We start from the raw sequence: 13,408 nt of genomic DNA, 5'->3' as shown, positions 1-13,408 counted from the left end.
CCCTGATCCGCACCGGATCTTGACGGAAACCATCTGTCCGTTTCAGGCATTCAAAGAAACGATTGGCGACGATCCGCACGTCCGGGCGCAGCTCTGAAATAACATCTTAGAGCATGGCACCATCGAAAATGCCGGAAGGGTGATTGGCGACAAACAGCGCCGGGCCGCTCGTAGGAATGCGGGAGAGATAGTCCGGATTGAGTTTGTAGCTGTATTCGCAGTTTTCGAGGAGCCGACGCACATATCCGGATTTGAGCGGAAGCCGGGGGCCGAAAAACGAGCTGGTCAACTTCCGGTTTGTCCGGTCCTGGCCGAAGACCCTTGCAATCATGCCCGCCACCCAGCGCGGCATGGCATAATAGGATTCAACGTCGACAAGCATTTTGCACATCCAGTCACTGTTCACTGTCCGAATGGTGCTTGTTTATGTTTCGCGGGTAACCGGAACTTGTTGGTTTCGTGAACTCTTTACAACAGCCCGGAATGCCGTCTGCCGATGATGACGGCTTGCGGCCGAACCGAACCGGCCAGCCTTTCCGGACCGCCCGGGCAAGGGGCTGCAATCCGTTTCAGCGCCTAGTCGATGGCGTCGACCTGATACGGCACGATGCCGCGGCGGCCGGATTCGATAAAGGGTTCCTTGTCCAGAGCGGGGAAGGCGCGCTGGTCGCAGGTGTCGCGCGGGCAGATCCGGCAATTGACACCGATCGGTTCGGGCGAGGCGATGTCCTCCACAGCGAGACCGTCGGCATAGACCACGGTGTCGGCATATCTGACCTCGCAGCCGATGCCGAGGGCGTAGCGGCGTTCACCGCTGCGGTAGTCCGGCTGATGTTTGGTGACGCTTGTGGCCACGCACAGATAGCGCACGCCGTCCGGCATCTGGGCAATCTGCGCGGTGAACTTGTTGGAGTTCTGTTCAAAGGCCTGATGCACGTTCCAGCGCGGGCAGGATCCGCCGAACCTGGCGAACTGGAAGCGGGTCGCGCTGTGCCGCTTGACCACATTGCCGGCCCGGTCGATCTTGACGAAATAGAACGGCAGGCCCTTTGCGCCGGGGCGCTGCAGGGTTGAAAGCCGGTGGCAGACGGTCTCGATGCTGGCGTCAAGGCGGTTGGAAAGAAGCTGGATGTCGTGCCGGCTTTCCGAGGCCGCTTTCAGGAAGTCGTCATAAGGCAGCAGCAGCGCGCCTGAAAAATAGTTTCTGAGGGCCAGCCTCGCGATGCTCTCGGCCGACTTCGTCTTGAACCTTGCCCGTTCAACTTCCTCCGAAATCAGGTCACGGACGCAGAGTTCGGCGATCGCGGAGCCGAGAAGAAAGTTTCTGGTCGACTGGGGGACCGCGCGGTAAAGGGCGATGGTGCGGGCATGCTCTTCCTGCCGGATCAGGGTGCCGTCGTAGTCGGGGAATTGGGTGACCGAGATGGCGAACCGGTCCTTCAGCCAGCCTGTCAGGGCCGCGAATTTGGATGGGGCGCGGGCAAGGCCGATCTCGCCCGCGAGGTTTTCCGCGGCCCGGTCGATCGAATCGACATAGTTGTCCATGTAGTGGAAATAGTCGCGGACCTCGTCATACGCGGATTGCTTCAGGCCCGGCCCCTCCACGTCGGAGCCGCCCTGCTGGACCAGGTCGTCGGCGATGGCCTCCCGGTCGTGATAGGTCCGCAGCGCGCCGTAGAGATCCATGATCGCCTTGGTCACGCCGGGCGCCCGGGTCACCAGTTCGTGGATCTCCTGCCGTCCGACCGAGGCACTGTGATACTGGGTGTCTGCAAAGATCTCCTGCAGATCCTGGGCGACCCGGTCGAGATCGTTCTTCTCGAAGGCCGACAGGTCGACGCCGAAGATACGGTTGATCGTCAGCAGAACCGACGCGGTCACCGGCCTGTTGTTGTTCTCGATCTGGTTCACATAGGCGGTGGACAGGCCGATCTTCCTGGCGAATTCAACCTGGGACAGGCCGAAATCGGATCGGATCTGACGCAGCGTGTGGCCTGAAAAAAGCTTTTTGCTCACGCCGGTGTTCTCCAAAGTCATATTGCAAATTATTTGCAATATTCAATATGCATTTTAACATTTTACAATAGCCGGGTAATCATGAACAGTGCCGCAGCATCAAACATTCAAAAAAACACCGGCAAGATGCCCGAATGCATTCAACGCGGTCAGCCGGGGAATGCCGATCAGGTCCGATCGGCCGTCCACCGACCCGCGATACGGACAGTGTCCGAACCCCAAGGAGCAGAGTGATGACAGCCCATTTCGCCCTGACGCCCTGTGCCGCCCGGGACGGCGCTACCAGCGGTTTCGCTGCCGGCATCAGATGGCCGCTCAACCTGAGCGAACTTGTGACCCCCCGGCAACTCGAAATTCTGCTGAAGCTGTGCGAGGGCAAGGTGAACAAGCAGATTGCCTACGATCTCGGTGTTTCCATTGCGACGGTCAAGGCGCATATCCGCAATGCCATCACCCGTCTGGGGGCGAAAAACCGCACCAATGCCGTGGCTATCGTCGCCGCCAACACCGCCATTTTCCAGAACGCGGCGGGCTGACCGGCTTCCCCCCTGCAACTTGAGCTGTGCACCGCCCCATCGGCTGTCCTATCGGCTACGCCGCCCAGAACAAGACAAGGCACCCGGCAGAGGTGCTTGAGAAAAGGCGGCGACTGCCAACCGGTCCAAACCTCACGAGCGCCGGCCCGTGGGGTCAATCGAAGTCTCGGTTGTCGAGGTGACCGGATGGGCCTTCAGGCGCTTCGCCTGATCATCGCGGCCCGGACCAGCGCGACCTCTTCGGACAGAAAATCGCAGAAATCCTTCGCGACGATCGAGATCGGCCTGTGTGTCGGTGTCAGGATGGACAGGTTGTTGTGGATGCGCGGCCGGAACGGCCGAAACACGATCTGGGGTGGTCCCATTCCGCGCCGGCTTTGCTGCTGGGCGTTGTAGGCGGTGACCATGTCGCAGATCAGGGCACACAGGCCGGCTTCCACGAATTGCAGTCCCGGCCAGGCCGTCTGCAGTTCGAAACGCTGATTGAAGCGGACGCCGGCATCGCGGAAACGCGCAAGCGTCTGCTTGTGGCTGCGGTGCTCGGACTGCAGCAGGGCCAGCGGGTAGCCATCCAGTTCCGTGGGCGTGATCACCTCCTTGGAGGCCAACGGATCGGTCGCCGGAATGGCGCACATGCATTCAAGGTCGAAATCGATCTGGTCGAAGGAATTGCGCGCGCGCGGTGTTTCAGCGAAGCCGATGTCGAACTGTTGCCCCGCGATCAGGTCCTCGATCTCCGCCGAGCTCCGGCTGGCGAGGGCCACCTTCACGCTCGGCTTGTCGGCAATGAAGCGTGACAGGCAGTTCGGCAGAAAGTCGGCGGTCGCTTCCGGGATGCCGGCCACCCGCAACTGGCCGTGTTCCCGGTTGGCGAGGCCGCGCAGGGTCCGTTTCGAGACCTCGAGACGCTTCAGGATTGCCTCGGCTTCCTCCAGGAAAAACTCTGCTTCGGGGGTCGGTACCAGCCGGCCCTGTTCGCGCACGAACAGTTTCAGTTCGAGTTCCGTTTCCAGTCCGGCGATGGTCGAGCTGACGGCAGGCTGGGTTCGGCCGAGCGTTCGGGCGGCTTCCGAGATGGAGCCGCTGCGCATGACCTCACGAAAGGTCGACAATTGCCGAATTGACAGATTCATGGTTCTGCGAGAACCGCCCTCCAGAGTTACAATCAAACAATGTGTCGCCTATTCAGGTAAAGGTCAACACTATGCTGAATGCTTTGTCCAGAATAGACTTAAGTATTGTTGGTAAGTTTTATTTAATCAAAAATAACAATCCGAAATATTAGTTATGTTCCAAAAATAATTACCTTCCGAAATTCGTAAGGTGTCCCCGTTTCCGGAGGGCGATTTCCGGCGCCCTACGCGTCCGGGATCCTGAGCCGGCCGACGTCGAAGGCATTGACATCCTGCAGCAGTTCGATGAAGCCACGCGCCGCATGATCGAGCGAGCTGCGGCCCTTGTCCGGCGTCGCGCGGGCCGCGTTCCCGAGCGCCCCCGCAGGGTTGAGATCCTCGGCCATCCAGCCGTATTGCGCCTTGCCGTGCCCGCGCAAGTGTTTGAAATCAGTCAAGTAACGCTGCTGTTCGGACAGAAAGTCCGTTGCCGCATCCATACGCACGAGATCGGGGCGCAAGTGCAGCATCAGCGAGGTTTCGATGTCCCCGCCATGGATGCCGTAGACAAATTCATCTTCCGGATACAGACCTTCCGGCTGGCCGAAGCGCAGCCAGTTGGTTGCGGTCACGAACATGCCGTGCCTTGTCCTGAGTTCGCGGGCGACAATGTCCAGGACCGGGACGTTGCCGCCGTGGGAGTTGATCAGCACGAGCTTGCGCAGACCCGCGCGGGCGACACATTCACCGATCTCAAGCCAGCATCGTGTCACCGTGTCCCAGGACAACGTCAGGGTTCCGGGAAAAGACAGGTGCTCGTCCGACTTGCCGACTGCCTGAACCGGCAGGAATGTGGCCGGAAGATCCGGCGGCAGAAGTTCCAGCACACGGCTGACCTGGCCCTGCGCGATGGTCAGGTCCGTGGAAACGGGCAGGTGGGGTCCATGCTGTTCGACCGCGGCAACGGGCAGAACCGCGATCCAGCTCTCGTGGCCTGGCGCCTGGAAGTCGCGCGTGGTCATGTCTTGCCAATAGGGGCTGGGAAGCATCACGTCGGACCGCCTCGCGCGCTGTTAACCGTCTGACCTGATTTGCACATCGTGAGAAAGCAGGCAAGGGGGACGTGGCCGCAATCAGGCTACCGGCCCCGTTCACGAGGATATGATGCCGGATTCTTAACCGGTGTTTAGAGTTTACTGACTCCTGTCGGGGACAATCTGCGCCATGATCGGCGCGCTCTTGTCAAACACGCCAGCGACCCTTCTGAAAAGCAATGGTGTCGCCAGCGAAACACGGTCCAGCCCGGAGGAGACAAACCCGGGCCGGGAAGGGCTGGGCGCGCGCGAAAGTCAGGCCGGTCAGAGGGCCGCGTCCCTGCGGGCCGGCGGCAGTCCGACGCTGACCGCAGAGGCGGTCATGGTGCTGCAGGAGGCCGACAGTTCAAGCGGCTCGAAGGCACGCGTCCCCGGGGCGCAGACCCGGGCGTCGGAGGAAAATGGCGACGACACGGACGCAGCGCCGGGCAGCCGGAACCGGACGGACGCCAATGCCGGCGGTCAGGTGGGCGCGGGCGCGGTGCAAGGACAGCAAACCGAGGATGAAGAGGACGATCCGGACGGAGACGGCCTGAATGAGGCCGAGGAGAAGCAGGTCTCGGACCTGAAACAGCGTGACGCCGAGGTGCGGGCACACGAACAGGCCCATGCCCGTGTCGGCGGTGCTCACGCGGGGGCGCCGAGCTACACGTTCCAGCAGGGACCCGACGGCAAGCGCTACGCGATCGGCGGCGAGGTGCAGATCGACACGTCAACGGAGCGCTCACCCGAGGCCACCATCCGCAAGATGCAGGTCGTCATCCGGGCGGCGACCGCGCCCGCGGAGCCGTCTTCGCAGGACCTCAAGGTGGCGCAGCAGGCAAGATCGCAACTGTCCGAGGCCCAGGCCGAACTGCGTCAGCAAAAGGCGGAGGAGCTGTCCGGAGACGAGGATGCCGCCGGTTCCGGGGCCGCCCCGGCCGAAACCGGCCCGCCGGAGGGCGTTGCCGGGGCGACCGAAGACGATGCGCCTGCCAGGGCGAAAGGTTCGGAACGCCGCGCCGATACCAGCGCCGCCATTGCCGCGTATGAGGCTGTGTCCCGGTCGGCATCCCAGGCCACATCCCAGGCCACATCGAATCCGGCATCCCCGGATGTCTCGGGGGCGGACGGGCTGGTTGTGTCCTGATCGCAACGGCGTCCTGACGGTCCTGGTCCGCTCTCGCTCCAGCGCATCCGGCGGCCGTCCGCATGCCGCGCGTCCGTTACTTGTCTAACGGGCGGAGGCGTGACAGAAAGGCTTTTCCTTTCGGCACGTCAGCCCTTCAAGAACATCAGACAATGACAAATCCTCACCAGGACCTAGCCTCTGCCGCGCGCCGGGTCGTATCGGCGATCTTCTTCATGTGCGGTTCGTTTATCGGCATCTGGGCGTCCCGTATCCCGCATGTCAAGGCCGGGACCGGTCTCGACGAGAGCGGTTTCGGGCTTCTGCTGCTCGTGATGGCGTGCGGAGCGTTCGCGTCATTTCCGCTGGCCGGGCTGCTGATCGACCGGAGGGGCGCGGCGCCCGTGACCAAGTTCTTCGCTGCCGCCACCGTTGTCGGTTTTCTGCTGGTCGGCCTGGCGCCATCCGTTCCGCTGCTCACCGCGGCCCTTTTCCTGGCGGGATTTTCCTTCGGTGCGCTGGATGTGTCGATGAACGGGTGGGGCGCGGAAGTCGAAACCGCTCTGGGGCGGCCGATCATGTCCTCCTATCACGGGTTGTTCAGCCTTGGCGCGGCGACAGCCGCCCTGCTTGGCGGTGCCGCGATCGAGGCCGGTCTGAGTGTTGCGCTTCATTTCATCCTGTGGGTGGCGCTGACCGCGCCGTTCCTGGTCTGGTTCTGGCGCCAGCCCTGGCCGCAGATCGCCGGGCCTTCGGACGCGGCCAAGGCGCCATTGTTCGCGCTGCCGAAAGGCGCGCTGGTGCTGGTCGGGCTGATGGCGCTCGTGGCGGCGCTCGGCGAAGGCGCGGTCACCGACTGGGCGGCGCTGTATCAGATCGGGGACCTCGGTTACTCGGAAGCGATCGCGCCGACCGCCTTCACCATCTTTTCCACGGCCATGGTCATCATGCGGCTGTCCGGTGACAAGGTCATCGCCCGTTTCGGCGCGGTCCGGGTGGCCCGCTGGAGCGGCCTGGTCGCCTTTGCCGGCTGCCTGCTGCTGGTTTCAGGGTTGAATATCTGGTCGGTCTGGGCGGGCTGCTTTATCATGGGGCTCGGATATGCGGTGCTGTTTCCGCTTGCCATGTCCCGGGCCGCGGGCGATCCGCACATGTCCAGGGGATCGGCTCTTGCCGCCGTTGCCACTCTTGGCTATGGCGCATTCCTGTTCGGTCCTCCCGTTCTGGGTTTTGTCGGTGACCTGCTGTCGCTTCGGGCGTCCTTTGCCGTTGTCGCTGTCCTGACCATGGCCATCCCGCTGCTGGCGGGATCCCTCAAGGTGCGCTCCTGAAACCCGGGCCCTGAAACCCGGGTCCTGAAACCCTGGCCCTGAAATCCCAACCCTGACACCCGGGCCAGGTGGGCCCAAGGCAAGGATACATGATCCCATGTCACAACAAGATCAGGCGCCCGTGGTCGTCTCGCTGAGAAATATCCGCAAGGCTTTCGACACCGGCACGACGGCGCTGGACAACTTCTCCCTAGACATTCGCGAAGGCGAATTCGTGTCCCTGCTCGGACCGTCAGGATGCGGCAAGTCCAGTGCGCTCAGGATCATTGCCGGGCTGTCGGAACCGAGTGCGGGTGGCGTCGAGTGGCCTGCTGCGCAGCCGGACAGGAAGATAGATCGGGAGCGGAACGACCGGGACCTGATCGACCGGGACCTGGCGTTCGTCTTCCAGGAACCGACGCTGATGCCCTGGGCAAGTGTCTTCGACAATGTCTGGTTGCCGTTGCGCGCACGCTGGGTTTCACGCGAGCGCGCCCGCGAGCAGGTGATGGATGCGCTTGCGACGGTCGGTCTTGAGGACGCCACGCAGCTCTTTCCGCGCGAATTATCCGGAGGCATGAAAATGCGCGTGTCGATCGCCCGCGCGCTGATTACCCGCCCGAGGGTGCTGTTGATGGACGAGCCCTTCGCGGCTCTCGACGAAATTACCCGCTTCAAGCTCAACAACGATCTCCTTCGCCTTCAGGCCAGCTTCGGCTGGACGGTGCTGTTCGTCACCCATTCGGTGTTTGAATCGGTCTATCTGTCCAGCCGGATCGTTGTCATGGCGGCCGCGCCCGGCCGGGTGAGCTGCGAGAAAATGATCACGCCCTCGCAGCCGCGCGACGACGCCTTCCGCAATTCCCGGCAGTACAGTCTTTATTGCCAGGAGGTTTCGACGGCCTTGCAAACGGCGATGGACCCCCAAGGCATGGGCTGATCCCCGGTGCGGGCCGCCGCGTCCAATCGCAGCCCAAAACATGCCAGCCGGCGCCCCTGCGGCCAAATCATGCCCGGCTCGTGCAGTGTCATTCGACGGTTAAATACTCCGTCTAGGGTGCGCCGCGTCGACGTTGAGCGTGATTCGAGTTTTTTGGGACGGGGATGGTGCAATGGCTTTCAACTACAAGAAAAGCATAACCTTTCGTCTGGTTCAGGCGGCGAAGGCACAACGGGCCCGTGCGGGATCGCATCTCATGCGGATCGGGCTGCATCCTGGGCAGGAGCTGGTCCTGAAGGTGCTCGCCGATGCGGACGGCAGGACCATGAGCCAACTGGCGCTGGCTCTCGGCGTTCAGCCGCCGACGGTAACGAAAATGGTGACCCGCCTGTCCGCGCAAGGCTATGTCCGGCGCCAGGTGTCCGACACGGACGGGCGTCTGGCCCGGGTCTACCTGACCGATACGGGGCGGGAACTGGTGGTCTTCGTGGACAAGGCCTGGAAGCGGCTTGAACGTGAGGCCATGTCCGGTCTCGACGACAAGGACCGCAAGAAACTGCGCAAGCTGCTGCGGCAGGTGGAAAAGAACCTGTCCATCTCCATCGACGACGATCCCGAACACGAATCCGATTTCGAGACGGACGGCGAGGAGACCCCGGACGCAGGGAAGACCAAGGAACTGTCCGCAGCCTGACTGGAAGATGTCTTCGGGTTTTGCCTGGGAACGGTTCTCGACGGACCGGGCGCCTCGACAACCGGCCGGCCGCCAAGATTAAAAATTGCTCATTTGAATTCCGACGCGTTCGAAACCATCTCTTCTCGAGATCCGGAGCATCGCGGAGCGAGATTGAAATGGCAATGAACTACACGTCGATCAACGAGGACAGGGGGGCCCGCCGCGCTGCGGAGTTGCGGCGCCGGTTCGCGCAGGTTTCCAGCAAGGCCTCGCGCGGCGACGGGTTCGGATTTGGACCGGTCGCGCAACAGCGCCTCCGGCACGTGGGCGCTTCGCGGCGCTCCGAACTGCATTCATTTCTGGCCTGGAGCGCTCTGGCGGCTGTGGTTGTCGTCATCGGAATGATGCTGTTCAGGGCCCTGTAGCGTTTTGTCCTCCGCCAGGGGGGGCGGCCACCGACCCGGCAGATGGGTCGGCGTTCCGCCTGATCGATTGTTCAGATGTTTTCCACGCGGATGGCTTCGCAGACCGCGTCGGTCACATCCTGCGTCGTCGACGTGCCACCGACATCCGGTGTCAGCACGCCATCGTCGCAGACTTTTTCAACCGAGCGCATAAGCCGTTCCGCGGCGTTCGTCTCGCCCAGATGCTCGAGCATTTGCGACGCTGTCCAGAAGGTCGCGACAGGGTTGGCGATGCCTTTTCCGGTGATGTCGAAGGCGGATCCGTGGATCGGTTCGAACATGGACGGGAAGCGGCGTTCCGGATCGATGTTTCCGGTAGGGGCCACGCCGAGGCTGCCGGCCAGGGCTCCGGCCAGGTCGGACAGAATATCGGCATGAAGATTGGTGGCGACGATCGTATCGAGGCTCTTCGGGTCCTTCACCATGCGGACGGTCATAGCGTCGACCAGCATCTTGTCCCAGGTCACATCCGGAAATTCCTTCGAAACCTCCGCAGCGATCTCGTCCCACATGACCATGCCGTGGCGCTGGGCATTCGACTTGGTGACGACCGTGAGAAACTTGCGCGGACGCGACCGGGCGAGACGGAAGGCATAGCGCATGATCCGGGTGACGCCGACCCGGGTGAAAATCGCGACTTCGGTCCCGACTTCCTCGGGTAGGCCCCTGTGCGCACGGCCGCCGTGGCCGGAATATTCGCCTTCGGAGTTCTCGCGGACGATCACCCAGTCCAGATCCCCCGGTCCGACCCCTTCAAGGGGAGACGAGATGCCGGGCAGGATCTTCGTCGGACGGACATTGGCGTATTGGTCAAATCCCTGGCAGATCGGCAGTCGCAGGCCCCACAGGGTAATATGGTCCGGCACGTCCGGCGCGCCGACGGCCCCGAAAAAGATCGCATCGAATTTCTTCAGTTGCTGCGTTCCGTCTTCCGGCATCAACGCGCCGGTGCGCTTGTAGCGGTCCGAGCCCCAGTCGAAGTGTGTCACCTCAAATGCAAAACCGCCGTCGCGTCGCGCCAGCGCTTCCAGCGCCTGCAGCCCTGCCGCGATGACTTCCGGTCCGATTCCATCCGCCGGGATAGCTGCGATTTTATAGTGCTTCATGGCTCTTGTCTGTTCCTTCGAAGGGTTGCCATTCGCTGGGTTGGCGCCGCACGGTCACTCGGTGCGATCTGATCCATTTGCTCAGATGGGCCATGCTCACAGGCTCTGATATCAGATCAGGAACGGATAGCCGCCCTCCAGCTTCAACAGGGCTATCTTGGTTTCGGTGCCGCCGTCGCCGGAATAGCCCCCGAGGCCTTTTGCCGACAGGATCCTGTGGCAGGGAATGACGATCGGGATCGGATTGGCGCCGCAGGCCTGCCCGACAGGCTGGCCGTAGGTGTTCAACTCTCGTGCAACGTCCCCGTAGGTGCGCGTCTCGCCATAGGGGATCGCCAGCATCGCCTTGAAAACGGCCTGGTGAAGCTCGCCGCCTTTCGGGGCGAGAGGCAGGTCGAAATCTTTCAGGTCTCCGGCCAGATAGGCTTCAATCTGCCTGGCGGCCTCTTCGAGCAAAGGTGTTTTGTCTTGGCGAGAAGGGGTATTCCATAGTATCCGGGTTATCGCGCCGTCACTTTCAAAGATCGACAGGCGCCCCAGCGATGTATCAATTTCCACAACAGGCATGCCGGCTTCTCCCGCTTGTCTCCCTCTTCAGGTAACGGCTGGCAGACCGTGTCGCAACCGGAGTGTTCCAGCAGGAACGGTCCCTCCCGTGTCATTCATCTGCGGATGAGCAATCGAAAAAGGCTTGCTGCCAATGGCGCAAGACAGACAGAAACAGCCTGCACGCGGAACCGCAGCGGTGGCCGCGCCGCTTGCGGGCATCGGTCTCATCGTCCTGGCTTGCCTGAGTTTTTCGATTCTGGACGCGATCGCGAAATATCTCTCCGCCAGTCTGCCGACGCTGCAGATCGCCTGGATGCGTTTCGTCAGTCATTTGCTGCTGGCTCTGGTCCTGTTCCAGGTCTGGAAAAAACCTTCGCTGCTGAAGACCCGGCGGCCGTTCCTGCAGATCGTCCGCGCCTTCTGTCTGCTCGGGACCACCGTTTTCAACTTCCTGGCGGTGCGCCACCTGCAACTGGCCGAGACAATGGCGATCATGTTCGCCGGTCCCTTCGTGATCACGGCGCTTGCCGGACCGCTCCTGGGAGAATGGGCCGGTCTGAGGCGCTGGGTTGCGATCATTGTGGGGTTCATCGGTGTTCTGGTGGTGACCCAGCCGGGCCTTGGCGGCATGCACTGGGCGGCGATCTATTCGGTCGGCGCGATGACCTTCTACGCGTTCTATGCGATCCTGACGCGCCAGCTCACGGCGACAGATGGCTCCGCGGGCATGCTTATCATTTCCGGCCTTGTTGCCAGCCTGGCCATGGCTCCCTTCGGGATCTCGGTCTGGCAGACGCCGCCGGACATCCTGAGCTGGGTCCTGCTCCTTGCCACCGGCGCACTCGGTGCCGGCGGGCATTACCTGTTCATCATGGCGCACCGGATCGCTCCGGCCCCGGTGCTGGCGCCGTTCATCTATATCCAGATCGTCTGGATGATCGCGCTCGGCTTTCTGGTCTTCGGCGATGTTCCCACCACCACCACGGTTATCGGTGCCGCCATCGTGGTCGCTTCCGGCCTCTATATTCTGTATCGCGAGCGGGTAAAGGGTCTCTAGAGCCATTCCGGGTCAGATTGGCTCCCGGACTCCATAAAACGGCACCCGAACGGCGCCCGAACGGCGCAGGCATCGGTCCATCAATCGGGGCGGGCGGTTGACGGGATCAGCGACTTCCTCTCTTAATGGCGCCTTGTGTCGGACTACGCCCATGAGTGAAGACCGCCAACCTGTTTGAAAGCCGATCTTTTTTGGGGGATAGGATGGAACTGAACCGCCGAATTTTTCTCGGAGCCGCCGCCGCTGCCGCGGGAACTCTTGCCATGCCGCATGTGGCGCGGGCGAATGCCGCCGCCGATGCGTATTTCAACGGCTATCATCCGGACAGCGGATTTGAATATCGCCGGACCAACTTCAAGCGCATCGATCCCGTCTGGCACCGCCAGATGGTGAAATATCTCAGCGACGAACCGCCTGGAACGGTGGTTGTCGATACTAACAATCATTTCCTTTACTGGGTCTGGGAAAACAACACCGCGCTCAGGTATGGCGTCGGTGTCGGCCGCGAGGGGTTCCAGTGGTTCGGACGCGCGCGGATCGACCGCAAGGCTCTGTGGCCACGTTGGGTTCCGCCGCCCGAAATGCTGCAACGCCAGCCCGATCTGCCGCGCAAGGTCGACGGCGGAGCGGCCAACAATCCGCTTGGTCCCCGGGCGCTGTATCTCTACCGGGACGGACGGGATCTGGGCTACCGGCTTCACAGCACGCTTGAGCCCTGGAGCATCGGTCACGACGTTTCGAGCGGCTGTATCCGGATGTTCCCGGAAGACGTGATTGATCTCTATCAGCGTTGCCCGAAGGGAACAGGCGTGCTGGTGCTGGAGCACCTGGGGGCGAATGCCGGTTGAGGCCGGCTCGTCGTAAAGACGACCGAGAAGGAATTGGGGGCTTTCTTTTGAAGAACAGGTTTGGCCGGCTGGGCCGGAGCGCGCTTGTCGCGCTGATATGTGGAATTGGGGCCGCCGGTTGCAACAGCGCGGGCGGATTGTCTTCACCGAACGTGACCAATGCGCCGGTCGCCGGGTTCGAGAACATTTCTCCCGGGTCCGAGGAAGAGTTCATCATCAATGTCGGCCGCCGGATCTATTTCGAGCAAGGCTCCGCCGTTGTTACCGACGAAGCCCGCGTGACGATCGAGAACCAGGCCCGCTGGCTAAAGAGCAACAAGAAATGGCTGGTCAAGGTTCAGGGTCATGCCGATGATCAGGGCAGCGAGGCCGCGCAGAAAACCCTGTCGACCCGGCGCGCGGATGCGGTCATGGCCGAACTGGCCAAGCTCGGCGTCGGCAAGAACCGGATGTGGGTCAAGGGATACGGAGTGGAACGCCCGGTTACGGATTGCGCCGAAGTGACCTGCAAGTCGCAGAACCGCCGGGTGGTCGTCAATCTCAGGGAAGAGTTCGACGAATCCGCCCCTCAGGCGAAACGCTAAAGTGGTGC

Annotated in this window: 15 protein-coding genes; 9 read left to right on the top strand and 6 right to left on the bottom strand. The window is 62.2% G+C overall.

The genetic code is table 11. The features are described from left to right. Positions 1 to 106 precede the first annotated feature (106 nt). Positions 107 to 382, bottom strand: a complete 276-nt coding sequence (locus WNZ15_RS11730; RefSeq protein WP_342893150.1) for a hypothetical protein — start codon at positions 380 to 382, stop codon at positions 107 to 109. Positions 383 to 576: 194 nt separating this feature from the next. Beyond that, positions 577 to 2,016, bottom strand: coding sequence for a short-chain fatty acyl-CoA regulator family protein (locus tag WNZ15_RS11725; protein ID WP_342893149.1), 1,440 nt, complete (start codon positions 2,014 to 2,016; stop codon positions 577 to 579). A gap of 233 nt (positions 2,017 to 2,249) precedes the next feature. Between WNZ15_RS11725 and WNZ15_RS11720 the strand changes: the two genes are divergently transcribed. Beyond that, positions 2,250 to 2,552, top strand: coding sequence for a LuxR C-terminal-related transcriptional regulator (locus tag WNZ15_RS11720; protein ID WP_342893148.1), 303 nt, complete (start codon positions 2,250 to 2,252; stop codon positions 2,550 to 2,552). 194 nt (positions 2,553 to 2,746) lie between these two features. Here the strand turns inward: WNZ15_RS11720 and WNZ15_RS11715 are convergent, their stop codons facing one another. After that, on the bottom strand, positions 2,747 to 3,685 hold the full coding sequence (locus tag WNZ15_RS11715) for a LysR substrate-binding domain-containing protein (RefSeq protein ID WP_342893147.1): 939 nt from the start codon (positions 3,683 to 3,685) through the stop codon (positions 2,747 to 2,749). Between the two features lie 224 nt (positions 3,686 to 3,909). Then, entirely contained in the window at positions 3,910 to 4,713 is an 804-nt protein-coding gene (locus WNZ15_RS11710; protein ID WP_342893206.1) for a creatininase family protein, read from the bottom strand. Between the two features lie 175 nt (positions 4,714 to 4,888). On the opposite strand from WNZ15_RS11710, the gene WNZ15_RS11705 reads away from it, so the two are divergent. The 5 genes from WNZ15_RS11705 to WNZ15_RS11685 all read left to right on the top strand — a co-directional run bounded on the left by WNZ15_RS11705 (position 4,889) and on the right by WNZ15_RS11685 (position 9,217). Further along, positions 4,889 to 5,887, top strand: coding sequence for a putative metalloprotease CJM1_0395 family protein (locus WNZ15_RS11705; RefSeq protein ID WP_342893146.1), 999 nt, complete (start codon positions 4,889 to 4,891; stop codon positions 5,885 to 5,887). Positions 5,888 to 6,039: 152 nt separating this feature from the next. After that, positions 6,040 to 7,197, top strand: a complete 1,158-nt coding sequence (locus tag WNZ15_RS11700) for an MFS transporter (protein ID WP_342893145.1) — start codon at positions 6,040 to 6,042, stop codon at positions 7,195 to 7,197. Positions 7,198 to 7,294: 97 nt separating this feature from the next. Further along, entirely contained in the window at positions 7,295 to 8,116 is an 822-nt protein-coding gene (locus WNZ15_RS11695) for an ABC transporter ATP-binding protein (RefSeq protein WP_342893144.1), read from the top strand. A gap of 172 nt (positions 8,117 to 8,288) precedes the next feature. After that, positions 8,289 to 8,810 (top strand): MarR family winged helix-turn-helix transcriptional regulator, encoded by a 522-nt coding sequence (locus tag WNZ15_RS11690; RefSeq protein WP_342893143.1) that lies wholly within the window; start codon positions 8,289 to 8,291, stop codon positions 8,808 to 8,810. Positions 8,811 to 8,968: 158 nt separating this feature from the next. Beyond that, positions 8,969 to 9,217 (top strand): hypothetical protein, encoded by a 249-nt coding sequence (locus WNZ15_RS11685; RefSeq protein ID WP_342893142.1) that lies wholly within the window; start codon positions 8,969 to 8,971, stop codon positions 9,215 to 9,217. A 71-nt stretch (positions 9,218 to 9,288) separates the two neighbouring features. On the opposite strand, the gene WNZ15_RS11680 is transcribed toward WNZ15_RS11685, so the two are convergent. Beyond that, entirely contained in the window at positions 9,289 to 10,362 is a 1,074-nt protein-coding gene (locus WNZ15_RS11680; protein ID WP_342893141.1) for a tartrate dehydrogenase, read from the bottom strand. A gap of 111 nt (positions 10,363 to 10,473) precedes the next feature. After that, on the bottom strand, positions 10,474 to 10,818 hold the full coding sequence (locus WNZ15_RS11675; protein ID WP_342893140.1) for a methylated-DNA--[protein]-cysteine S-methyltransferase: 345 nt from the start codon (positions 10,816 to 10,818) through the stop codon (positions 10,474 to 10,476). Between the two features lie 244 nt (positions 10,819 to 11,062). On the opposite strand from WNZ15_RS11675, the gene WNZ15_RS11670 reads away from it, so the two are divergent. The 3 genes from WNZ15_RS11670 (at position 11,063) to WNZ15_RS11660 (ending at position 13,400) form a co-directional block, all read left to right on the top strand. Next, complete coding sequence (locus WNZ15_RS11670) at positions 11,063 to 11,968, top strand: DMT family transporter (protein WP_342893139.1); 906 nt, start codon at positions 11,063 to 11,065, stop codon at positions 11,966 to 11,968. Positions 11,969 to 12,231: 263 nt separating this feature from the next. Further along, on the top strand, positions 12,232 to 12,816 hold the full coding sequence (locus tag WNZ15_RS11665; protein ID WP_342893205.1) for a L,D-transpeptidase: 585 nt from the start codon (positions 12,232 to 12,234) through the stop codon (positions 12,814 to 12,816). Between the two features lie 152 nt (positions 12,817 to 12,968). Further along, complete coding sequence (locus WNZ15_RS11660; protein ID WP_342893138.1) at positions 12,969 to 13,400, top strand: OmpA family protein; 432 nt, start codon at positions 12,969 to 12,971, stop codon at positions 13,398 to 13,400. Positions 13,401 to 13,408 lie beyond the last annotated feature (8 nt).

The organism is Roseibium sp. AS2 (assembly GCF_038900065.1).
In the GTDB taxonomy this organism is placed as follows: domain Bacteria; phylum Pseudomonadota; class Alphaproteobacteria; order Rhizobiales; family Stappiaceae; genus Roseibium.
This window is presented reverse-complemented; position numbering and strand designations above follow the sequence as displayed.